At 65.8% G+C, this 20,548-nt stretch carries 22 protein-coding genes; 10 read left to right on the forward strand and 12 right to left on the reverse strand.

The window, feature by feature from the left end; translation table 11 throughout:
• Positions 1-30: 30 nt before the first annotated feature.
• The 3 genes from U1737_RS02780 to U1737_RS02790 are packed head-to-tail and all read left to right on the forward strand — an operon-like array spanning position 31 to position 2,260.
• A complete protein-coding gene (locus U1737_RS02780) occupies positions 31-1,182 on the forward strand; it encodes a bifunctional 2-C-methyl-D-erythritol 4-phosphate cytidylyltransferase/2-C-methyl-D-erythritol 2,4-cyclodiphosphate synthase (RefSeq protein WP_332795514.1) in 1,152 nt (383 codons plus the stop codon).
• On the forward strand, positions 1,179-1,715 hold the full coding sequence (locus U1737_RS02785) for a hypothetical protein (protein ID WP_332795515.1): 537 nt from the start codon (positions 1,179-1,181) through the stop codon (positions 1,713-1,715). The genes U1737_RS02780 and U1737_RS02785 overlap by 4 nt, the downstream gene beginning before the upstream one ends.
• Entirely contained in the window at positions 1,715-2,260 is a 546-nt protein-coding gene (locus tag U1737_RS02790; protein WP_332795516.1) for a CinA family protein, read from the forward strand. The genes U1737_RS02785 and U1737_RS02790 overlap by 1 nt, the downstream gene beginning before the upstream one ends.
• Here the strand turns inward: U1737_RS02790 and U1737_RS02795 are convergent.
• Together U1737_RS02795 and lipA are read right to left on the reverse strand one after the other, a co-directional pair.
• On the reverse strand, positions 2,176-2,679 hold the full coding sequence (locus tag U1737_RS02795; protein WP_332795517.1) for a type II toxin-antitoxin system RatA family toxin: 504 nt from the start codon (positions 2,677-2,679) through the stop codon (positions 2,176-2,178). The genes U1737_RS02790 and U1737_RS02795 overlap by 85 nt on opposite strands.
• Positions 2,679-3,602 carry a lipoyl synthase gene (gene lipA / locus U1737_RS02800; protein WP_192144670.1) on the reverse strand — a complete coding sequence of 308 codons (924 nt, stop codon included), beginning with the start codon at positions 3,600-3,602 and terminating at the stop codon, positions 2,679-2,681. The genes U1737_RS02795 and lipA overlap by 1 nt, the downstream gene beginning before the upstream one ends.
• A gap of 174 nt (positions 3,603-3,776) precedes the next feature.
• Here lipA and U1737_RS02805 point away from each other — a divergent pair, with 174 nt between their 5' ends.
• Complete coding sequence (locus U1737_RS02805) at positions 3,777-4,418, forward strand: carbonic anhydrase (protein WP_248521447.1); 642 nt, start codon at positions 3,777-3,779, stop codon at positions 4,416-4,418.
• 4 nt (positions 4,419-4,422) lie between these two features.
• Here U1737_RS02805 and U1737_RS02810 read toward each other — a convergent pair whose 3' ends face one another.
• Both U1737_RS02810 and aspS read right to left on the reverse strand, forming a co-directional pair.
• Positions 4,423-5,199 carry a polyphosphate kinase 2 family protein gene (locus tag U1737_RS02810; RefSeq protein WP_332795518.1) on the reverse strand — a complete coding sequence of 259 codons (777 nt, stop codon included), beginning with the start codon at positions 5,197-5,199 and terminating at the stop codon, positions 4,423-4,425.
• Between the two features lie 26 nt (positions 5,200-5,225).
• Positions 5,226-7,049, reverse strand: a complete 1,824-nt coding sequence (aspS, locus tag U1737_RS02815; protein WP_332795519.1) for an aspartate--tRNA ligase — start codon at positions 7,047-7,049, stop codon at positions 5,226-5,228.
• Positions 7,050-7,220: 171 nt separating this feature from the next.
• On the opposite strand from aspS, the gene rnd reads away from it, so the two are divergent.
• Positions 7,221-8,396 carry a ribonuclease D gene (rnd, locus tag U1737_RS02820; protein WP_332795520.1) on the forward strand — a complete coding sequence of 392 codons (1,176 nt, stop codon included), beginning with the start codon at positions 7,221-7,223 and terminating at the stop codon, positions 8,394-8,396.
• On the forward strand, positions 8,393-8,689 hold the full coding sequence (locus tag U1737_RS02825; protein ID WP_332795521.1) for an I78 family peptidase inhibitor: 297 nt from the start codon (positions 8,393-8,395) through the stop codon (positions 8,687-8,689). The genes rnd and U1737_RS02825 overlap by 4 nt, the downstream gene beginning before the upstream one ends.
• Before the next feature lie 113 nt (positions 8,690-8,802).
• Here U1737_RS02825 and U1737_RS02830 read toward each other — a convergent pair whose 3' ends face one another.
• Genes U1737_RS02830 through U1737_RS02845 form a run of 4 tightly spaced genes read right to left on the reverse strand, consistent with a single transcriptional unit; the run spans position 8,803 to position 14,393 of the window.
• Positions 8,803-10,314: a Ppx/GppA phosphatase family protein gene (locus tag U1737_RS02830; protein WP_332795522.1), complete on the reverse strand. Its 1,512-nt coding sequence runs from the start codon at positions 10,312-10,314 to the stop codon at positions 8,803-8,805.
• A complete protein-coding gene (locus U1737_RS02835; protein WP_332795523.1) occupies positions 10,311-12,476 on the reverse strand; it encodes an RNA degradosome polyphosphate kinase in 2,166 nt (721 codons plus the stop codon). The genes U1737_RS02830 and U1737_RS02835 overlap by 4 nt, the downstream gene beginning before the upstream one ends.
• A gap of 16 nt (positions 12,477-12,492) precedes the next feature.
• The gene (locus tag U1737_RS02840; RefSeq protein WP_332795524.1) at positions 12,493-13,137 is read right to left on the reverse strand and encodes a P-loop NTPase family protein; all 645 of its coding nucleotides are present in this window, start codon (positions 13,135-13,137) and stop codon (positions 12,493-12,495) included.
• Between the two features lie 11 nt (positions 13,138-13,148).
• Positions 13,149-14,393, reverse strand: coding sequence for a heavy-metal-associated domain-containing protein (locus U1737_RS02845; RefSeq protein ID WP_332795525.1), 1,245 nt, complete (start codon positions 14,391-14,393; stop codon positions 13,149-13,151).
• A gap of 64 nt (positions 14,394-14,457) precedes the next feature.
• Here U1737_RS02845 and purM point away from each other — a divergent pair, with 64 nt between their 5' ends.
• Genes purM through U1737_RS02865 form a run of 4 tightly spaced genes read left to right on the forward strand, consistent with a single transcriptional unit; the run spans position 14,458 to position 17,105 of the window.
• Positions 14,458-15,573, forward strand: coding sequence for a phosphoribosylformylglycinamidine cyclo-ligase (gene purM, locus U1737_RS02850; RefSeq protein ID WP_332795526.1), 1,116 nt, complete (start codon positions 14,458-14,460; stop codon positions 15,571-15,573).
• Entirely contained in the window at positions 15,566-16,138 is a 573-nt protein-coding gene (gene purN, locus U1737_RS02855; protein WP_332795527.1) for a phosphoribosylglycinamide formyltransferase, read from the forward strand. The genes purM and purN overlap by 8 nt, the downstream gene beginning before the upstream one ends.
• Complete coding sequence (locus U1737_RS02860) at positions 16,135-16,500, forward strand: MmcQ/YjbR family DNA-binding protein (RefSeq protein ID WP_332795528.1); 366 nt, start codon at positions 16,135-16,137, stop codon at positions 16,498-16,500. Before purN ends, U1737_RS02860 begins: the two co-directional genes overlap by 4 nt.
• The gene (locus tag U1737_RS02865) at positions 16,497-17,105 is read left to right on the forward strand and encodes a hypothetical protein (RefSeq protein ID WP_332795529.1); all 609 of its coding nucleotides are present in this window, start codon (positions 16,497-16,499) and stop codon (positions 17,103-17,105) included. Before U1737_RS02860 ends, U1737_RS02865 begins: the two co-directional genes overlap by 4 nt.
• A 165-nt stretch (positions 17,106-17,270) precedes the next feature.
• On the opposite strand, the gene U1737_RS02870 is transcribed toward U1737_RS02865, so the two are convergent.
• From U1737_RS02870 to U1737_RS02885, 4 genes are all read right to left on the reverse strand, one after another.
• Positions 17,271-17,789, reverse strand: a complete 519-nt coding sequence (locus U1737_RS02870; RefSeq protein WP_332795530.1) for a GNAT family N-acetyltransferase — start codon at positions 17,787-17,789, stop codon at positions 17,271-17,273.
• Positions 17,789-18,211, reverse strand: coding sequence for a nucleoside-diphosphate kinase (gene ndk, locus U1737_RS02875; RefSeq protein ID WP_332795642.1), 423 nt, complete (start codon positions 18,209-18,211; stop codon positions 17,789-17,791). The genes U1737_RS02870 and ndk overlap by 1 nt, the downstream gene beginning before the upstream one ends.
• 73 nt (positions 18,212-18,284) lie before the next feature.
• Positions 18,285-18,731, reverse strand: a complete 447-nt coding sequence (locus U1737_RS02880; RefSeq protein ID WP_332795531.1) for a DNA polymerase III subunit chi — start codon at positions 18,729-18,731, stop codon at positions 18,285-18,287.
• A 171-nt stretch (positions 18,732-18,902) separates the two neighbouring features.
• Positions 18,903-20,378: a leucyl aminopeptidase gene (locus U1737_RS02885; RefSeq protein WP_332795532.1), complete on the reverse strand. Its 1,476-nt coding sequence runs from the start codon at positions 20,376-20,378 to the stop codon at positions 18,903-18,905.
• Positions 20,379-20,548: the final 170 nt, after the last annotated feature.

Genomic DNA, 20,548 nt, shown 5'->3' on the forward strand with positions numbered 1-20,548 from the left:
AGCCTCCGGACGAACCGCTAGGTCGCGACGATGACACAAGCACACCGTATCGTTGCGATCATCGTCGCCGCCGGAACCGGCGTGCGCGCCGGGGGATCGGTTCCCAAGCAGTTCGCGCCGATCTCCGGGCGTCCGATGGTCGCCTATTCCTACGACGCGTTTTCCGCGCATCCGGCGATTGCCGAGACGATCGTCATCATCGGTGACGGGCAGCAGGCTCTTGCCGCCGAGTCGCTCGGCAGCGACGTAAGAACCGTCATCGGTGGAGCCACGCGCCGCCAGTCGGTAGCGAACGGACTCGCGGCGATCGATGACGCGACGCACGTGATGATCCACGACGCGGCCCGCCCGTTCCTCTCCGCCGAGGTCATCGATTCGCTCGTCTTAGCCTTGAAGACCCGGGACGCGGCCGTTCCTGTCCTCCCGGTGACCGATACATTCGCTCGCGGCTCCGTCCTGCTTGGGGACATCGTCCCCCGCGCGGACCTCAACCGCGTGCAGACTCCGCAGGCGTTTTCCGTCGAAGCTTTACGCGCCGCGCACGCCGTCTGGCCCGAAGACGAGGAAGCAACAGACGACGCGCAGATGGTGCGGCGGCTTGGCGTCGGCGTCGCGTTGGTGCAGGGCTCGGCGATGCTCGAGAAAGTCACCCACCCCGAAGATTTCGCGGCCGCCGAGGCGCGTGTCGCGTATGAAACCCGCACCGCGATGGGCTTCGACGTCCACCGCCTCGAAACCGGCGAGGAACTCTGGCTCGGCGGCGTCCTGATCCCGCACAACAAGGGCCTGTCCGGGCATAGCGATGCCGACGTCGCGCTCCACGCGATGACCGACGCGCTGCTGGGCACGATCGCAGCCGGCGATATCGGCACGCATTTCCCGCCGAGTGACCCGCAATGGAAGGGTGCCGACTCCGCGCAGTTCCTCCAGCATGCGGCCAAGCTGATCGCCGACAAGCGTGGCCGAATCGATTTCGTCGACCTGACGATCATGTGCGAGGCGCCGAAGATCGGACCGCACCGCGCCGCGATGACCGCGCGGATCGCCGACCTGCTCGGGCTCACGCTCGACCGGGTCAGCGTCAAGGCAACCACGACCGAGCGGCTCGGCTTTACCGGCCGCGGCGAAGGCATCGCCGCACAGGCTGTCGCGACCGTCCGCGTACCCGGAGCGCCGGTATGAAGGCCCGCATGAGGATCGGCGCCGCGCTGGCCGCCGTCGCGCTTCTCGCGAGCCCGGCGGTTGCGCAACCCCGCTGCATCACCGGACCCGAGGCAGAATCGCTGACGCTGGTCGCGATGCCTGACATCCTCCGCGAAACCGGTCGCGTCTGCGCGGCGCAACTCCCGGCCGCCAGCCTGATCCGGCGGCAGTCGAGTGCGCTGATCGATCGCTATCAGATCGAATCCGACCGCGCCTGGCCGTCCGCTCGCGCGGCGATCGTCAAGCTGAGCGATCCTGCGGTCGACGCGATGCTCGATTCGGACTTTGCGCGGCCATTGCTGACGACGTTGCTGGTGCCGCAGATCGTCGGGCGGATCGCGACGCGCGATTGCGGGACGATCGATCGGATGTTGACGCTGCTGCAACCCTTGCCGCCCCGCAACACCGCGGCCATCGTCGTGGAAACGTTGCGGTACCTGAAATCGCAGAAGCCGCGCGGCGGTGATATCGCCGCGGTGGCGATGCTGCTGTGCCCGGTGGAGACTCGCTGATGGATACCATCCTTCCCGCCGAACTGGTCGACGCCGCGCGTAAGGTCGTCGAGCAGAACCGTGCGATTGGACGCCGGGTCGCGGTCGCCGAGAGCTGCACCGGTGGCCTCGTCGCTGCTGCGTTGACGGAAATTCCCGGATCGTCCGACGTGTTCGAAGTCGGCTTCGTCACCTATTCGAACGAGGCCAAGCTCGGCGTGCTGAAAATCAGCTCGGACGTGCTCGAAACGTTCGGCGCGGTCTCGATCGCGGTCGCGTGGAGCATGGCACAGGCCGCGTTGAAGCAGTCGGGCGCGGACATCGCCGTCGCGATCACGGGCGTAGCGGGCCCCGGCGGCGGATCGCTCAAGAAGCCGGTCGGGACGGTCGTGTTCGGTCGCGCGGAAAAGGGGCGCGATCCGTCCGACGTTCATGCCGATCGCAAGGATTTCGGCGATCTCGGTCGTGGCGGGATCCGGCTTCAGGCCGCGTTGTGTGCGCTCGAACTCTTGCTGCCGGACGCACCGGCCCCGGAAGACTCGGCCGCGGAAGATTTGGCGCCGTAAAGCTCGGCGGCGCGAGTCTCGAACGCACCGATCATCTTGCGCAGGGCAGCGCCGAAGACCTGACCGGCAATCATCTCGAACATCCGGTTCTTGAACGCGAAGTCGACGGTGAAATCGACCGCGCAGCCTTGCGGCTCGGGCCGGAAATGCCATTCGTTGCGCAGATACTTGAGCGGCCCATCGACATAATCGACGTTCAGTTCGCTCGGGCGCACCTTCTGCACGCGCGAGGTGAACGTCTCACGCAGGCCCTTGAAGCCGACGATCATGTCGGCGAGCGTCTCGGTCTCGCTGTTGGAGCGCACCCGCATCGCACTGACCCAGGGCAGGAACTCGGCATAGCGACCGACATCGGCCACCAGGTCGAACATCTGCTCAGGCGTGTACGGCAAATGACGCGTTTCGGAATGCTTCGGCATCAGATGCGCGCGACGCCCAGCTTCGCGTCACGATTTGCGCGCAACCGCTCGAAATCGTCGCCGGCGTGATAGCTCGACCGGGTCAGCGGCGACGAGGCGACCAGCAGGAACCCCTTTGCGCGCGCGATCGAGGCATAGGCGTCGAATGCCTTGGGCGGCACGAACTCGGCGACCTTGGCGTGGCGCGGGGTGGGCTGGAGATACTGGCCCATCGTCAGGAAATCGATATCGGCGCAGCGCATGTCATCCATCACCTGATGGATCTCCAGACGCTCCTCGCCGAGCCCGAGCATCACACCGGACTTGGTGAAGATCGACGGATCGTGCTTCTTGACGCTCTCCAGCAGGCGCAGCGACGCATAGTAGCGCGCACCCGGGCGGATCGTCGGATAGAGCCGCGGGACGGTCTCCAGATTGTGATTGTAGACGTCGGGACGCGCCTCGACGATCGACTCGATAGCGGCCTGCGCCTTGTTGCGGAAGTCGGGGGTCAGGATCTCGATCGTCGTCGTCGGGTTCGACGCGCGGATCGCCTGGATCACCTTGACGAACTGCGATGCGCCACCGTCCGGCAGGTCGTCACGATCGACCGAGGTGATGACGATGTGGTTCAGCCCCATCTGCGCCGCGGCATCGGCCACGTTCTGCGGCTCCATCCGGTCGACTGCGCGCGGCATGCCGGTCTTCACGTTGCAGAATGCGCACGCCCGCGTGCAGGTGTCGCCGAGGATCATCACCGTCGCATGCTTCTTCGACCAGCATTCGCCGATATTCGGGCACGCCGCCTCTTCGCACACCGTCGTGAGGCTTTTCGAGCGCATCAACTCGCGGGTTTTTGCGAAGCCAGCGGAGGTCGGCGCCTTGACGCGGATCCAATCGGGCTTGCGGGCACGCGGGACGGCGATCGGGGTCATCTCGTTCATGGACGCCAGATAGCCCCGCCCTGCCGTCGAGACAATGGCGGCGGATCAGGTCGGCCGGTTGGAACGGCTGGAAAAACGGGATAAAATGATGGAACCAGTTTCAACATGACAAGTTTGTCATGTTGCAGTGCAAACGTCCATGAAAGGCTAACCGTGCCAACTCACTTTCCGGAAATGATCGAAGGCTATCACCGCTTCAAGGAGGGCCCTTGGGAGGAGCAGCGCGAGCGCTGGAAGGAACTGCAGGACGGCCAAAGCCCGAAGGTCATGATCATCGCGTGCTCCGACAGCCGCGTCGAGCCTGCGCAGATCTTCGACACGCTGCCGGGCGAGGTGTTCGTCGTTCGTAACGTCGCCAACCTCGTACCGCCGTTCGAAACCGGTGGCGGCTATCATGGTGTCTCCGCCGCGATCGAGTTCGCCGTCACCCAGCTGAAGGTCGAAGAGATCGTCGTGATGGGCCATGAGAAATGCGGTGGCTGCAAGGCCGCGCTGACCCAGGCATTCGCCGATGCCGACCATGGTGCCGGCGGTTTCGTTTCCGACTGGGTCAGCCTGCTCGACGGCGCGCGCGAGAAGGTCATCGCGAAGTTCGGCGAAGGGGCTGAGGCTGGTCGCGAGATGGAGCTCGAGTCGGTCCGCACCTCGATCGCCAATTTGCGCACGTTCCCGTTCGTGACCGACGCCGAAGCCGCCGGCACGCTGGCGCTTCGCGGTGCCTATTTCGGCATCGACAAGGGCCAGATGCTGCTCCTCAACGCGGATGACGAGTTCATCCAGGCCGAGTCGGCCGAGGCAAAGTCCGCGCAAGCCTAACGGGTCAGCGAAGGCCCAGCGCCTTCTCCGCCACGCGCTTGACCTTCGGGTCGAGCGGTGGCGGGACCATCGACACGCCGGCTTCGAGGCGGTCCGCGATCAGAGTCAGCGCTGCGATGCGGGCCGCCTTCTTGTCGTTGCCGTCGATCACCGTCCACGGTGCGGTCGCGGTATCGGTGCGCGCGAACATCTCGGCCATCGCCTCGAGATACTCGGTCCGACGCGACCGGTTGTGGTAATCGTCAAGGCCGGTCTTCCAGTGCTTCCACGGGTCGTCGAGCCTGGCTTTCAGGCGACGGTCCTGTTCCTTCTGCGTGGTGTGGACGAACAGCTTGATCAGCGTCGTGCCGCTCTCGACCTGCTGTGCCTCGAACGCGTTGATCTCGTCGTAACCATCGCGCCACTGCGTTTCGCTGGCGAACCCCTCGACGCGTTCGACGAGGACACGGCCATACCAGCTGCGATCGAACACCGCGATGTTGCCGTCGGCGGGTAACCGGTTCCAGAACCGCCAGAGGAAATGATGTGCCTTCTCGTCCGCGGTCGGCGCGGCGATCGGCCAGACCTTGTAGTTGCGCGGGTCCCATTCGGCGGAGAGGCGCTGGATGATGCCGCCCTTGCCCGCCGCGTCCCAGCCTTCGAACATGACGATCGCGCGCGTACCGCCGACGATATGCGCGACTTGGATATGCTCCAGCCGCTTCTGGAGCGCAGCGAGGTCATGCTTGTACTTGCCGTCATACGCGTCGCCGGCTTCGTAGTCGGCCAGGTGTATCGTCATGCGCTGCGCTCCATCACCGGTTTCGATCAGCCTGCGTTCGGCGCGACCGCCTTCGTCACGTCCTTCGGACCATCGACCGTCAGGCGGATGTTGAGTTCCTTGAGCTGCTTGGCACTGACCGGGCTCGGTGCGCCCATCATCAGGTCCTCGGCCTTCTGGTTCATCGGGAACAGCACGACCTCGCGGATGTTCGGCTCGCCCGCGATCAGCATCACCATCCGGTCGATCCCCGGTGCCGAGCCACCATGCGGCGGCGCGCCGACCTTGAACGCGTTGATCATGCCGGCGAAGTTCGTGTCGACATCCGCCTGCGTGTAGCCGGCGATCTCGAACGCCTTGTACATGATCTCCGGACGGTGGTTCCGGATCGCGCCAGACGACAGCTCGACGCCGTTGCAGACGATATCGTACTGATACGCCAGGATATCGAGCGGATCCTTGGTATCCAGCGCCTCCATTTCGCCCTGCGGCATCGAGAACGGGTTGTGGCTGAAATCGACCTTCTTGGCGTCCTCGTCGTACTCGAACATTGGGAAGTCGACGATCCAGCAGAACTCGAACCGGTTCTCGTCGATCAGGCCGAGATCGGCACCGATACGCGCACGCGCAGCACCCGCGAGCTTGGAGGCGGGCAGTTCCTTGCCGGCGGCGAAGAAGATGCCGTCGTTCGGGCCGAGGCCCATCTCGGCGATCAGCTTGCGGGTGGCTTCTTCGCCGTGGTTCTTGGCGATCGGGCCGCCGAGTTCGCCGTTCTTCTGCGTGATGTAGCCGAGCCCGGCATGACCCTCGGCGCGCGCCCAGTCGTTCATGTCGGTGAAGAATTTGCGGCTCTTGTCCGCGGTGTTCGGTGCGGGGATCGCGCGGACCACGTCACCGCCGGCGACGATCCCGGCGAACAGGCCGAAGCCCGAATCGACGAAGTGATGGCCGACGTCGTGGATCAGGATCGGGTTGCGCAGGTCGGGCTTGTCGCTGCCATACTTGAGCATCGATTCGCGGTAGGGGATGCGCTTGAACGGGAGGGCGGAAACCTGACGCCCCTTGCCCTGCCAGTCGGCGAATTCCTCGAAGACGCCGTGGAGGACTGGCTCGATGGCATTGAACACGTCGTCCTGCGTGACGAAGCTCATCTCGAAATCGAGCTGGTAGAACTCGCCCGGCGAACGATCGGCGCGCGCGTCCTCGTCGCGGAAGCACGGTGCGATCTGGAAATAGCGATCGAAGCCGGCGACCATCAGCAGCTGCTTGAACATCTGCGGCGCCTGCGGGAGCGCATAGAACTTGCCCGGATGGACGCGGCTCGGCACCAGATAATCGCGCGCACCCTCGGGCGACGACGCGGTCAGGATCGGCGTCTGGAATTCGGTGAAGCCCTGCCCGTTCATGCGGTTGCGCAGCGAAGTGATCACCTGGCTGCGGAGCATGATGTTCGCATGAAGCCGCTCGCGGCGCAGATCGAGGTAGCGATAGCGCAGGCGGATATCCTCGGGATACTCGGCCTCGCCCGCGACCGGCATCGGCAGTTCGCCCGCCATCGACTGGACGGTCGCGGCGGTCGCACGGATTTCGATCCCGCCGGTCGGCAGGTTCGGGTTCACGGCTTCGGGTGCGCGAGCGGTCACCTTGCCGGTGATCGTGACGACGCTTTCGCTCTTCAGGCCCTCGATGACCTTGAAGACCGGGCCGCTGACGTCGGTAACGATCTGCGTGATACCGTAGTGATCGCGCAGATCGATGAAGACGAGGTCGCCGTGATCGCGCTTCTTGTGGACCCAGCCGGAGACGCGGACCTCTTCGCCGACCTGTTCGGGGCGGAGGGCGGCGCAATTGTGGGTGCGATAGGCGTGCATGTGTCTCGTCTCTCATGCGTCGTCCCAGCGAAAGCCGGGATCTCGTGCGGCAAGGGTGGGCCCTGCGACGGGAGATCCCAGCTTTCGCTGGGATGACGGGAATTGGATGCCTCGCGCTTCCCTTCCTCACCCGCCTTTGTCAAGGCGGACACGCCTCGCTATGGACGGTCCATGCATATCCACCCGCTTATCTCCGACAGTGCCACGCTCGCCAATCTGTGTGCGCGCATGGCCGACGCCGACTATGTGTGCGTCGACACCGAATTCATGCGCGAGAGCACCTATTATCCGGAGCTCTGCCTGATCCAGATCGCCGACGACAAGGAAGCGGCGGCGATCGATCCGATGGCGCCGGGCATCGACCTGAAGCCGCTGCTCGACCTGCTCGTCGAGAATCACGACGTGCTGAAAGTCGTCCATGCCGGCGGGCAGGACATCGAGATCGTCTATAACCTCACCGGCAAGACCCCCTTCCCGCTGTTCGATACGCAGGTCGCGGCGATGGCGCTCGGCCAGGGCGAGCAGATCGGCTATTCGAACCTGGTCGACAGCTGGCTCGGAATCGCGGTCGACAAGGGCGCGCGGTTTACTGACTGGGCGCGCCGGCCGCTCGATGCCCGGCAGATCGAATATGCGATCGGCGACGTCACGCATCTGTCGAAGATCTTCCCGAAGATGCTCGAGCGGTTGCGCAAGACCGGGCGTGGGGTGTGGCTCGACCAGGAGATGGAGCGGCTTGGCGACATTGCCAATTATGCGAACGATCCGGATCTGGCGTGGAAGCGCGTGCGGATTTCGGGGCGCAAGCCTGATGTTTTGGGGCGCCTGAAGGCGCTCGCGCGCTGGCGTGAACTCGAAGCGCAGGCGAAGGACCTGCCGCGCGGGCGGATCGTCAAGGACGAGACGCTGGGCGACATGGCGGGTCATCCGCCGCGGAAGCAGGCGGACCTGGCGCGGGTGCGTGGGTTGTCGGCGACGTGGGCGGGCAACGATATTGGTGGCCGCTTGATGGCCGCGATCGAGGGCGCGCAAACGCTGAGCGACGACGAGATGCCGCCGCGCGACGATCGTAAGCCGGGGCTCGGGAAGGAGGGGTCGCTGGTCGCAGACCTCCTCAAGCTGTTGCTCAAGATTCGCTCGCGAGACATTGATGTCGCATCGAAATTGCTCGCGCGGACCGATGAACTCGAGGCTTTGGCGGCGGGCGTGCGGACCGGGCTGCCGATGCTCGAAGGCTGGCGGTTCGATCAGTTCGGGCGTGATGCGCTCGATTTGGTCGAGGGGCGACTGGCGTTTGCGGTCATCGGCGGGAAGCTCAAGATGACGCGTACGGAGGATGCAGCATGAGGTTCGTTCTGGTCACAGCCTTGCTCGCCTCTGCGGCGTGCACGCCGGTCGAGATGCGCGGCGAGACGCCTGCCGCTGCACCGGTCGCTACCGCGTGCAATGCCGACTCGTTGGGCGATCTGGTCGGCAAGCGCGCTAGCGATGCTCGGGCGGACGTCATGCAGACCCGGTCGGGATCGCGCACGCTGCGCTGGATCGCACCGAATACCGCAGTGACGATGGATTTCCGGCCCGACCGGCTGAATGTCTACGTCGATGCGAAGGGCCGGATCGAACGCTTCACCTGCGCCTGATCACTTTGAAGGGGAGGTGGCTGGCTCGCCAGACGGAGGGGTGACACCCTCTCGATAGCGCGTCACCCCTCCGTCAGCCCAATGGGCTGCCACCTCCCCTTGCAGGGGAGGAACTACGCGAGAGCCAACACAGGTTTGCGGCCTAACGCCGTTGCCAGAGCGGCATGGCGACGTTCTACCGCCTCTCCGTAAAGCCCGCAATCGTCCGAGCGGAGCGTCAGCGTCAGGGAGACACCGTCGTCCGCGAGGCTGGAGCGTTTCAGCGGTCCGGCGAGGCCGCCGCTCATGCGCTGGCCGAGGCGCATCGCCAGCCCCCACGCGGTCGCGCTCTTTACCGCCGCTGGACTCGCCAGGCGGCCCACCGGATCCGCGGCTGCCAAGTCGCCGCCGAGGCTCGTGTAAAGCGCCTGCGCCAACATGCCCCGGCCTGGGGCGTCGATCGCCACCCAATTGCCGTGCAACGCGACCTCCACGCCACGTTCGGCGCGGAACTCCGGATTGGCCCGCCAGCCAACGTCCGCGAGCAGGCATGCGGTATGGCGGAGTCGTGCCATTGCAGGCGGCTCGGTCGTGAATAACGGCGCGAGCCAGCGATCGAGCAGGTCGCCGTGCTCGGGAAACCGGCCAAGCAGGCGGCCTTCTTCGCGAGCCGCAACGATCAGCGGGTCGAGCGTGCGGTCTGCGGGCTTCAGATGTTCGTAGAGCAGCCCTTCGCGCAGGCCGTAGGCCGATACGACCGTCGTCTTGCTGCCAAGCTGGCGCATCAGCACGCCGAGCAATGCGGCGGCGTCGGCCAGCGTCGCGGTACGGCCCGACGACAAGCCGGGGATCGCCTTCAAGCGGGGCTTCGAAAGCTGCGGGATCGTTCGGCTCAACCGCGTGATGGTCGCGGCGGTCATCGAATATTGATGGATGATCGGCAGCGGATAGTCCGCCAGCTCCATGTCGAGACGCGCCAGCGCACGCCACGATCCGCCGACGAGATAGAGCGGCAGCCCCTGCCCCTTGGCCGTCCAGCCAGCCTCGCGGACCAACCTCGCCACATAGCGTTCGAGCACCTTGCCGCGCTTGGCACGGAGCGGGCCGATGCGGAGTACGCCCAAGGGAAACGAAACGCGATCCTCGATCTTGCCGCGACGGACGCGGACGAGTTCGAGACTGCCGCCCCCGAGGTCGCCGACGATGCCATCCGCGTCCGGGATTGCCGAGAGCACGCCGTAGCCGGCCGCGCTGGCTTCCTGCTCCCCGGAGAGCGTCTCGACTTTCAAGCCGAGTTGCTCAGCCGTTGCAATAAGTTCGCCGCCGTTCTTCGCATCGCGTACCGCCGCCGTCGCGACCGTGCGGAGTGTCGAACATTCCATCTCGCGTGCTACCGCTGCGAATCGCGCAAGTGCCACCCGCGCCGTTTTTAGCGCGGATTTCTCGATCGATCCGGTTGCGGCCAACCCTCGACCAAGCCCCGCGAGCACCTTCTCGTTGAACCGGATCGCGGGCAGCCGTGGTGGCCCTTGATACACCACTAGACGGATCGAGTTCGAGCCGATGTCGATGATCCCGGTGCGCGGGTGATCATCTGTCTCCGCCTTGGGGGGCGAATTGCCGAACAGGACGCTGGTGACGCTCATCGTTTTCGGCGGAGCGACAAGGTCGGTACGGCATTGCTGGTCGCGAGCGAGGCGCCGCGGCCGGAGAGCGAAGGATTCGTCATGAAATACCGATGCAGGTTGAACGGGCGGTCGCCGGGATCGACGCGGGCATATTCGCCATCGGGGCCTAGCTCCCAACTCTGCTCGTTGTCGATCAGGTTCGCGACCATCACCTGATCGAGGATCTGGTCGTGGACCGTCGGATTGAGGATCGGCAGCATATATTCGACACGGCGATCGAAGTTGCGCGGCATCCAGTCGGCCGACGAGATGAACAGCTTGGCGCCGTCATTGGGGAGCGCCTTGCCGTTGCCGAACGCCCAGATGCGGCTGTGCTCGAGGAACCGGCCGATCACCGACTTGACGCGGATCGTTTCCGACAATCCGGGAACGCCGGGGCGCAGGCAGCAGATGCCGCGGATGATCAGGTCGATCTCGACCCCTGCCCCGCTCGCCTCGTACAGCTTCTCGATCACCGCGGGGTCGACCAGCGAGTTCATTTTTGCCCAGACTCCGGCGGGCTTGCCGGCGCGCGCATTGGCGATCTCGACGTCGATCAGGTTCATCAGGTTCTGGCGCAGGTCACGCGGGCTCAGGCTGACGCGCGCCATGTCGGTCGGTTCGACATAGCCGGTGATGTAGTTGAACATCTGCGCCGCATCGCGCCCGACCGCGGCGTCGGCGGTGAAGAAGCTGATGTCGGTGTAAATCTTGGCGGTGACCGGGTGATAATTGCCCGTGCCGAAATGGCAGTAGGTGCGGAATGCAGAGCCTTCGCGACGGACGACCAGCGACACTTTGGCGTGCGTCTTCCAGTCGATGAAGCCATAGACGACCTGCACGCCTGCGCGTTCCAGTGCGGAGGCCCAGACCATGTTCTGTTCTTCGTCGAACCGCGCCTTCAGCTCGACGACGGCAGTGACGGACTTGCCCGCCTCGGCCGCGGCGATCAGCGCGTTGATGACCGCAGGCTGCTTGCCGGCGCGGTAAAGCGTCTGCTTGATCGCCACCACGTCGGGGTCGTTCGCCGCCTGTTTGAGGAAGGCGAGCACCACCTCGAACGTCTCGTACGGGTGGTGGACGACGATGTCCTTCGCCTTGATCGCGGCAAAGCAGTCGCCGCCGAATTCGCGGATGCGTTCGGGGAAGCGCGGCGTGAACGGCGGGAACTTCAGGTCGGGGCGATCTTCGTCGACCAGCCCGTCGAGGTCGACGATGCCGAGGAGATTGCCGCTCTCGGTGATGATCGCGTCGGCGCCGCCGAGTTCGTCCTTGAGGACCGCGGCGAGCACGTCGGGGATACCGGTTTCAAGTTCGAGGCGGATCACGCGGCCGCGACGGCGGCGCTTGATCGCGTTGGCGAAGTAGCGGACGAGATCCTCCGCCTCCTCCTCGATCTCCATATCGCTGTCGCGCAGGACACGGAAACTGGCGGCGGCGAGGACTTCGTAGCCGGGGAACAGGACCGGCGCGAACCGCTTGAGGATCGATTCGATCGAGATGTAGCGCGCGGGCTCGCCGGGGAGGCGAACGAACCGCGTCATCGTGTGCGGGAGCATGACCAGTTCGCGGACCGGCTCGTTATCGGAGCGGCGGACGAGGTCGAAGATCACCGACAGGCCGCGGTTCGGGATGAACGGGAATGGGTGCGCGGGATCGAGGGCCTGCGGAGTCAGGATCGGGAAGATCTGATCGCGGAAATGCGTTTCGAGCCACTCGTCGGCTTCGCCCTCGACCGCGTCGCGCCGCAGGACGAACAAGCCGGCCTCGTCGAGCAGCACGCGCAGGTCGCCCCACACCGCCTGCTGGCTCGCCATCAGTTCGTCCGCCTCGCGGACGATCGCAGTCAGCTGCTGGCCCGCGGTCAGGCCATCGGCCGAGCGCCGGTCGACGTCCTGCGTCTGCTGCCCCTTCAAGCCGGCGACGCGGACCATGAAGAACTCGTCGAGGTTCGAGCCCGAAATCGACAGGAAGCGGAGCCGCTCGAGCAGCGGATGCGCAGGATTGCACGCCTCCTCCAGCACACGACGATTGAACGCCAGCCAGGAGAGTTCTCGGTTGAAGAACCGGTCGTTCGGCTCTGCGCCGATGGGATCGTCGTCGTCTTCCGATTGGCGGACGATATGGGCTGGACGGTTCATCGGGCCTCTTGGGGGCTTATGGTGGCGTAAAAAGCGGAAGGTCGAGAGCGAGTTGCGGTCGGAGGATCAGCCCGGCTTCGGTGAGTGTGGTTCGTGCAAGATTAATCGACAAGCGCTTGCGACGTTCCATCGCCTCCTGATCGAGCGCATCGACGGTTCGCGTTACGGTAATATGACTTCGCTCGATTCTCGTGGCCAGCCAGTCGATCAGATCGGGCCGCGCATCGAGGCTGCGACGCTCGAACAGATGCGCGAGCAGCAGCCGCATGAGTTCGTCATCGGGCGCACCGATCGCCGCGATCGGGCTGGCGGCGATCCGCGAGCGGAGATCGGGCAGCTTGACCTTCCATTCGGGCGGCGCTGCGTCGGCAACGATGAGCAGCGGCTTGTGCTCTTCCTGCGCGCGGTTCCAGGCGTGGAACAGCTGCGCCTCGGGCACGCGCTCGGCATCGTCGATGATCGTGCCGCCGCTCTTCGCCGCGAAAATCCGGGCGAGCAGGCTGCGGCCCGATTTGCGCGGGCCGGTGAGGATGGCGGTCATCACGGGCCAGGTCGACCAGTGCTCGAGCGTATGGACGGCCCGCGAGTTGGATGGGGTAACCAGAAAGGCGTCGTCGCGAGGGTCCGCCGGCCACCCAAGTGGCAGCGCGATTTGAGTCATCTTGGTCGCGCTCACCCTGTCGTCACGGTATCCGCGGGAAGGTCCGGCGGAAGAAGTTGGGAAACCCGGCGGATGCGGATCGTCTGGCCGGAGCCGAATACCTGGTAGCCGCGCGCTTCGAGCGCGGTCTTGAGCGCCGCCGGATCGCCGTCATAGGCGACCCGCATCAGCGAGACGCCGCCGAGCGCGAGACTGGTGGTCGCGGCCGACCGGACACCGGGGATCGCGCGGAGTGCGGCTTCGGTCGACGATACGGCCGTGGCTGCTGGCGTGTCGAACTGAACGGTGATCGAGATGCCTTCGCCACCGGTCAGCACCGCGATGTTGGCGTCGGCGGTCTCGTCGCTCGGCAGGTCGTCGGTTACCGCGGCTTCGGGCGTTGGCGGCGGCGACAGGCTGTAGTCGACACGGAGCGAACCATTGCGACGCGCCTGCTGATACAGGTCGTCGATCCGCTTGACGCCGGTATCGAGCAGTTGCGGCAGGCCGTCGGACGTTCCGACACGGAGCGTGAAGCGGCCGATCAGGTCGTTGTCGGGACCGTGGCGCGCTTCGAACACGCCGATCACCGGGCCGCCGGGCCATTGGCGATAGAGCTTCACGACCGGGGACAGCACGTCGCTCGCGCCATATTGGTCGAGGATCGTCCGCCACCAGCCGCGGCCGGGACGCTGCGTCTGGCCGACGTTGAGCAGGAGCGCGTCGGGGCCGGAGCCGGACGAGCGAACATAATCGATGCTGCTGTTGCCGGTACGATAGCGCGCCCAGGCCTGCTGCCACTGCGTGCTCTGCTCGAAGGATTGGCCGACTCCGCCCGAATATTGGATCGGGATAACGAGCATCGGCTGCGAGCGGTCGGCGTAGGTGGATATCCCGAGGACGGAGCCCGCGCGGGTGCGGTTGAACAGCACGCCGAGCTTGGCGATGTAGCGCTGCGGGCCGATCTGTTCGTTCTCGACGACGATCCCGGAAACCAGCGAATCGAGCGTGCCGTCGGAGACTAGGCCACCACCACCGCCGAGACGGTTCGACAATTGCACCCAGGCTTTGCGCTGGGCGAGCCGCCAGCCGCTGTAGCGCGCGGCGTCGGCGGTCTTGCCCGCGACGTCGACGGTGACGCCGCTGACCTCGTAGGCGCTGCCGCTGTCGACCGGGGCTGCGCCTCGGCTGCCACCCTCGATCTGCGCGAGCACGGCTCCGCCGCTGAGCAGCAGCGCGGCGCCAGCAAGCGCGGTGGGAAGGGTACGGATACGCATCAAGCGGGCCTTTTGGCGAAGCAGACGTGGAAATCCAAGCGCGATGTGGCTAGCAGCACCGATCATGACCGATACGCCAGACTCCGCCGCTCCCGCCACGGGCTCCTATACCTACGCTCAAGCGGGCGTTTCGATCGCCGCAGGCAACGCGTTGGTGCGCGCGATCGCCCCGCTCGCGCGCTCGACGCGGCGGCCGGGTGCAGACGCGGATCTTGGCGGGTTCGGCGGGATGTTCGACCTGAAGGCGGCAGGGTTCGTTGACCCTCTGCTGGTCGCGGCGAACGACGGGGTCGGCACCAAGCTGAAGCTGGCGATCGAATGGGATCGCCATGAAGGCGTCGGCGTCGACCTGGTCGCGATGTGCGTCAACGACCTGATCGTGCAGGGCGCCGAGCCGCTGTTTTTTCTCGATTATTATGCCAGCGGGAAGCTCGACGCGGCGGTTGCCGAGCGTGTCGTCGCGTCGATCGCGGAAGGGTGCAAGACCGCGGGTTGCGCGTTGATCGGTGGCGAGACCGCCGAGATGCCGGGCATGTATGCGGACGGCGATTACGACCTCGCGGGCTTCTGCGTCGGCGCGGTCGAGCGGACCAACGTGCTCACTGGGCGCGAGATCGCGGCGGGCGACGTGATGCTCGGGCTGGCGTCGTCGGGGGTGCATTCGAACGGGTTCTCGCTGGTTCGCAGGCTGGCGACGGATCGCGGTTGGAAGCTCGATCGGCCTGCGCTGTTCGATCAGGAAAGGTTGCTGATCGATCACCTGATGGCGCCGACTCGCATTTACGTAGCGAGCCTGCTGCCGTTGCTGCGCGAGCGGCGGATCAAGGGACTGGCGCATATCACCGGTGGTGGCCTGCTGGAGAACATTCCGCGCGTGCTGCCTGAGGGCATGCATGCGGTGGTCGATGCCGATGCGTGGGAGCAGTCGCGGTTGATGGCGTTCCTCCAGGCGCAGGGCGCGATCGAGCCGGAGGAGATGGCGCGGACGTTCAACTGCGGCATCGGCATGGTCGTGATCGTAAGCGCCGACGAGGCCGAGGCGGTGACTTCGGCACTGGAGGCGGCGGACGAGACGGTGTTCACCATCGGGCGAATCGAGACCGGGGCGCATGGCTGCACGGTTCGCGGGTCGGCGGGCACCTGGAGTGCGCGCGAGGACTGGACCGCGACGCATGGCTGAGAAGACGCGGGTCGGCGTGCTGATCTCGGGGCGCGGATCCAACATGATGGCGCTGGTGGCTGCGTCGCGCGCGGCCGAGAGTCCGTATGAGATCGCGTTGGTGGCTTCGGACAAGCCGGATGCGGCTGGGCTCGAATGGGCGCGGTCGCAGGGTCTGGCGACGTTTGCGCTTTCACCCAAGGGTTTAGGGAAGCCTGCTTACGAGGCGGCGATCGATGCGGCGTTGCGTGAGGCTGGCGTCGAGGTCGTTGCGCTGGCCGGGTATATGCGGTTGCTGTCGGACGGTTTCGTCGCGGCGTGGCGTGGCCGGATCGTCAACATTCACCCGTCGCTGCTGCCCAAGTACAAGGGGCTCGACACGCACGCGCGGGCGATCGCGGCGGGGGATGCGGCCGGCGGGTGTTCGGTGCATGTCGTGACCGAGGAACTCGATGGAGGCGTGGTGCTGGGCCAAGCCGAGGTGCCGATCCTTGCGGATGACGATGCGGATGCGCTTGCGGAGCGCGTGCTTGCGGCCGAACATGCGCTGTATTCCAAGACCTTGGCGGAGTTCGTGACGCGATGACCGATCTGTCCCCTCTCGACCGCGTTCGTGCGGCGGCGTTGGCGTTGCCGGAGACCGAAGAGACGGTGTCGCATGGGCAGCCGACGTTCTTCGTCGCGGGCAAGCAGTTTGCGCAGTTCCGTGCGGACCATCATGGTGATGGGACGACGGTTGTGTGCGTGAAGACGGGTGAGGCCGACGAGCAGGCGATGCTGATCGAGGCGAACCCAGATGTGTATTCGCGGCCGGCGTATCTTGGTGCGACCGGGTGGGTCGGCGTGAACCTTGCGGGCGATCCGGACTGGGCGCTGGTCGAGGACCGGATCGCGCGGAGTTGGGAACTGGCGGCCCCTGCCCGGTTGCTGGAGGCTGGCGGGCGATGAGCGGCGAGACGCCGACCGAACGGCGCGAGGCTGCGGCAACGCGGCGGCGCTGGGTCACGTTGGCGGAAGTCGTGGCGGTTGCAGGCGTGCTGATCGCCGCGCTGACGTTGTGGACGAACTGGTCGGATCACCGGGCTAACGAGGCGGACAAGCTTGCCGCGCAGTCGAGTGCTGCGCGCGAGCGGACCAAGATCGATCTGTCGGCGATCGTGCAGGATGGCGGCGATACGCTGTTGCTGAAGGATGCGCGGCATGACCTTCAGGACGTGACGATCACCTTCCCCCGTGCGCTGGGCGTATCGCCGCAGCGGCCACCGGCGGAACCGGTCATCGACAAATCCTGGTTCTCTAAACCGCTTCTGAAGTTGACCGATGGCGGCGCGGACAACCGAGCAGGCCGATTGCCGGTTCTGGTTAGCGTCCAATATTTTGATGGCGACACGACCCGGTCGGCGAGCGGCATCTATGAAGTGATCTGGAAGACCGAAGCCGGCTTGCCCTTGATGGGTCGGTCACTGAAGCTCGAGGGCTTGCGCGTTCGCCAGCGCGGCGGTGATCAGGCGAAGCTTGATGCGATCTGGGCGAGAGAGAAGCCCGCGACGTGATTGCCTACCTCTAAACGGCACCACCCCGGCGGAGGCCGGGGTCCAATTGGGGAACGTTGCTAACGGAGGGCAGCGGTCCGTTACTGCGACCTTTCCAATTGGGCCCCGGCCTTCGCCGGGGTGGTGGCGCTGCTGTGCAGTGCGGCGCGCTTCCGCCGGGGAACCTCAGACCGCCCTGGCGTAGACCGGGTCTTCGTGGAGGGTGGTGCCTACTGTGAACTGGCGGGCGCCGATTACCTTGAAGCCGTGACGTTCGTAGAAGGCTCGGGCGCGGGTGTTCTGGTCCCATACGCCTAGCAGGACGCGGGTTCGGCCTGCCACGGAGGCGTCTTCCAAGGCGCGCATCATTAGCGCGGCGCCCAGGCCTGTGCCTTGCGCGTGCTTCATCAGGTAGATGCGGCGGAGTTCTGTGTCCGCGGGGCCTGGTTCGATCGGGAAATCCGGCGCGGTCAAAACCGTATAGCCGATCGGCGCGTGGCCGGGTTCGTGCTCGGCGAGCGTCACGATCGTCGAGGGATCGGCCAGCCACGTCTCGAACGTGGCGATGTTATTCTTCATCGTGCAGTGGGCGACGATGTCCGCCCCGGTCAGCACGGTCGCATAAGTATCGAGGAACGTGGCGGATGCGACGAGCGACAGCATGGGCGCGTCGCCCGGCCCTGCCCGTCGCAACCGCCAGGTCATCAGCCGACGATTTCTTCGGGCTTGAAGAAGTACGCGATCTCGATCTCGGCGTTCTCGTCCGAATCCGAACCGTGCACCGAGTTCGCTTCGATCGTCTCGGCGAGTTCCTTGCGGATCGTGCCGGGCTCTGCGTTGGCGGGGTTGGTGGCGCCCATGATGTCGCGGTTGCGCTGCATCGCGTTCTCGCCTTCGAGAACCTGGACGACGACCGGGCCAGAGATCATGAACGAGACGAGCTCGCCGAAGAACGGACGCTCCTTGTGGACCGCGTAGAAGCCCTCGGCCTGCTCGCGGGTCATCTGGATGCGCTTCGAAGCGACGACGCGCAGGCCGGCTTCCTCGAGCATCTTGGTGACCGCACCGGTCAGGTTGCGGCGGGTTGCGTCGGGCTTGATGATCGAAAAGGTACGGTTCGCGGCCATGATGGTCACGGGCTCCTGTGATAAAGCTTTGGAAAAGTGGCGCCGCCCTAGAGCCGGGGCGGTCCGAATGCAACTAGGCGGCCTGTTCCCAACGCCCGGCGTCGTTCTGTTTCCAGTAGCGGCGTTCGACGTCTTCGCGGTCGGCGAGTGCCTTCCAGGCGAGGCGGGCTTCGCGGATGGCTTCGTCGTCGAAGATGTGGAAGGCGCGGTCGAAGGTCAGGGTCAGGTCCCGCCACCGACCGTCTACCACCGCGACGTTGCGGGCGGCGTTGGCCGGGGCGGTTTCGAGTATGTCGTCGGCGATCAGAATGGGTTGCTCTGCATCGTCGTTGCTGCCGGCCTGGGCGTGGGGGAGAAAGCTCTCCGGGGCGTAGGACCAGAGCAGGCGGTCGAGGGCGGTGCGTTGTTCCTGGGGTTCGGCGACTATGAGGAGACGGCCGCCGGTTGCGACAACGCGCTCGGCGATGCGCGGGAGGACGCGGTCGAGGGGGGCTGTTAGGTGGTAGAAATCGACCTGCATTGGTTTCCCTTGCTCTACCACAACCGCTCCGTCATCCTGACGCAGGTCAGGACCCAGAGCCTCAGAGAGCATCGCTTGGTATCCTGGGTCCTGACTTTCGTCAGGATGACGGGAGGGGTTAAGTTTCCCCTCCCCTAACCCCTCCCGCAAGCGGGAGGGGAATTCTTGCGTTCAGCCCTCGAAATTGTCGGCGACGAACTGGTCGAGCAACCGCACGCCGTAGCCGGTTGCGCCCTTGTCGTGGTTCGTTCCCGGCTTGTCGGACCAGACCATGCCGGCGATGTCGAGATGCGCCCACTTCACGCCTTCGTCGACGAAGCGCTTGATGAACTGGGCGGCGGTGATCGAGCCGGCGCCGCGGGGGCCGACGTTCTTCATGTCGGCGATCGGCGAATCGATCAGCTTGTCGTAGGCAGGCGACAGCGGGAAGCGCCAGAGCGTGTCGCCGGTGGTCTTGCCGGCCGCAATCAACTGATCGGCAAGCGCGTCGTCATTGGCGAAGATGCCGCCATTCTCGGTGCCGAGCGCGACGATCATCGCCCCCGTGAGCGTGGCGAGATCGATGATCGTGGTCGGCTTGTGCGCCTGCTGCACCCACGTGACGCAATCGCACAGCACGAGACGACCCTCGGCGTCGGTGTTGAGCACTTCGATCGTCTGGCCGGACATCGAGGTGATGACGTCGCTCGGGCGCAGTGCGGCCCCGTCGGGCATGTTCTCGACCAGGCCCATCACACCGACGACGTTCGCCTTCGCCTTGCGGCTGGCCAGCGCCTTCATCGCGCCGGCGACGGCGCCAGCGCCGCCCATGTCCCACTTCATGTCTTCCATGCCCGCGCCGGGTTTGATCGAGATACCGCCCGAATCGAACGTCACGCCCTTGCCGACGAACGCGAGCGTCGGCGCGTCGGCGCCAGCCCCGTCCCACTTGAGCGCAAGGATGCGTGCTTCACGGCGCGAGCCCTGGCTGACGCCAAGCAACGAGCCCATGCCGAGTTCGGTCATCTGTGCCTCGTCGAGCACGGTGATCTCGAGCCCGAGGCCCTCGACCTCCTTCGTCACCTTCTCGACGAAGCTCTCGGGATAGACGACGTTCGGCGGCGAGGTGACCAGCCAACGCGTCAGGTCGAGACCGCCGGTGACCGCGGACTGCTCAGCCCAGGCAGCGTCGGTGCCGTCGGGCGCGCCAGCGATGGTGATCTCCGTCAGCGTCGGCTTCGACTTCTCGGCCAGCTTGGTACGGTACGTGTCGTAGCGCCATGCGCGCTGGGCGGCGGCGGCGGCGAAGTGCGCGGCGGCCTTCGGGGTCGGCGTGGCACCGGCGGAGAGATCGGCGGCGACCGACGTCGCGCCCGAGGTCAGCAGGCGTGCGGTGATCGCGCCGCCGGCCTTCTCCCAATCGGCGTTCTCGCCCGTGCCGACGCCGATGAGCAGGACCTGGCGGACTGCACCGTCGACGGGCACGAACAGCTCGACGACCGAGCCTGCCTCGCCCGCGAACCGCGCGGCCGCCGCTGCGCCGGTCGCCACCGCCTCGACATCGCCGCCGATCGCGCTCCACTTGGTCTGCGCCACGCCGTCCTTTGCGACGGGGACGGCCAGGATCTGGGCGTTGGCGGGTACGGTCGGGGCGAAGACGATCTGCATGAAGAAACCTCGGGAAGCTTTTGAACGGATGTACGTGCCCCATAAGTTGATGCCGCGGGTCCGGCAAAGCAAGGTGGAGCCCGTCGACGCGCGATGATTGCAGCGACGTGCCTGCAAGCGGGTGCGGGATGCGATTGCAGCGAAGGGCCGGTGGTGCGATAGGCGGGCGA

The organism is Sphingomonas fucosidasi, assembly GCF_036663855.1.
Taxonomy (GTDB): Bacteria; Pseudomonadota; Alphaproteobacteria; order Sphingomonadales; family Sphingomonadaceae; genus Sphingomonas; species Sphingomonas faeni_B.

Coding starts and splice junctions, on each gene's coding strand:
- ndk (WP_332795642.1), bottom strand. CDS start 18,211: ATGGCCGCGAACCGTACCTTTTCGATCATCAAGCCCGACGCAACCCGC.
- U1737_RS02880 (WP_332795531.1), bottom strand. CDS start 18,731: ATGCAGGTCGATTTCTACCACCTAACAGCCCCCCTCGACCGCGTCCTC.
- U1737_RS02795 (WP_332795517.1), bottom strand. CDS start 2,679: ATGCCGAAGCATTCCGAAACGCGTCATTTGCCGTACACGCCTGAGCAG.
- U1737_RS02845 (WP_332795525.1), bottom strand. CDS start 14,393: ATGCGTATCCGTACCCTTCCCACCGCGCTTGCTGGCGCCGCGCTGCTG.
- U1737_RS02805 (WP_248521447.1), top strand. CDS start 3,777: ATGATCGAAGGCTATCACCGCTTCAAGGAGGGCCCTTGGGAGGAGCAG.
- U1737_RS02825 (WP_332795521.1), top strand. CDS start 8,393: ATGAGGTTCGTTCTGGTCACAGCCTTGCTCGCCTCTGCGGCGTGCACG.
- U1737_RS02870 (WP_332795530.1), bottom strand. CDS start 17,789: ATGACCTGGCGGTTGCGACGGGCAGGGCCGGGCGACGCGCCCATGCTG.
- U1737_RS02790 (WP_332795516.1), top strand. CDS start 1,715: ATGGATACCATCCTTCCCGCCGAACTGGTCGACGCCGCGCGTAAGGTC.
- U1737_RS02830 (WP_332795522.1), bottom strand. CDS start 10,314: ATGAGCGTCACCAGCGTCCTGTTCGGCAATTCGCCCCCCAAGGCGGAG.
- U1737_RS02780 (WP_332795514.1), top strand. CDS start 31: ATGACACAAGCACACCGTATCGTTGCGATCATCGTCGCCGCCGGAACC.
- U1737_RS02785 (WP_332795515.1), top strand. CDS start 1,179: ATGAAGGCCCGCATGAGGATCGGCGCCGCGCTGGCCGCCGTCGCGCTT.
- U1737_RS02810 (WP_332795518.1), bottom strand. CDS start 5,199: ATGACGATACACCTGGCCGACTACGAAGCCGGCGACGCGTATGACGGC.
- U1737_RS02865 (WP_332795529.1), top strand. CDS start 16,497: ATGAGCGGCGAGACGCCGACCGAACGGCGCGAGGCTGCGGCAACGCGG.
- purM (WP_332795526.1), top strand. CDS start 14,458: ATGACCGATACGCCAGACTCCGCCGCTCCCGCCACGGGCTCCTATACC.
- rnd (WP_332795520.1), top strand. CDS start 7,221: ATGCATATCCACCCGCTTATCTCCGACAGTGCCACGCTCGCCAATCTG.
- U1737_RS02860 (WP_332795528.1), top strand. CDS start 16,135: ATGACCGATCTGTCCCCTCTCGACCGCGTTCGTGCGGCGGCGTTGGCG.
- lipA (WP_192144670.1), bottom strand. CDS start 3,602: ATGAACGAGATGACCCCGATCGCCGTCCCGCGTGCCCGCAAGCCCGAT.
- U1737_RS02840 (WP_332795524.1), bottom strand. CDS start 13,137: ATGACTCAAATCGCGCTGCCACTTGGGTGGCCGGCGGACCCTCGCGAC.
- U1737_RS02835 (WP_332795523.1), bottom strand. CDS start 12,476: ATGAACCGTCCAGCCCATATCGTCCGCCAATCGGAAGACGACGACGAT.
- aspS (WP_332795519.1), bottom strand. CDS start 7,049: ATGCACGCCTATCGCACCCACAATTGCGCCGCCCTCCGCCCCGAACAG.
- purN (WP_332795527.1), top strand. CDS start 15,566: ATGGCTGAGAAGACGCGGGTCGGCGTGCTGATCTCGGGGCGCGGATCC.
- U1737_RS02885 (WP_332795532.1), bottom strand. CDS start 20,378: ATGCAGATCGTCTTCGCCCCGACCGTACCCGCCAACGCCCAGATCCTG.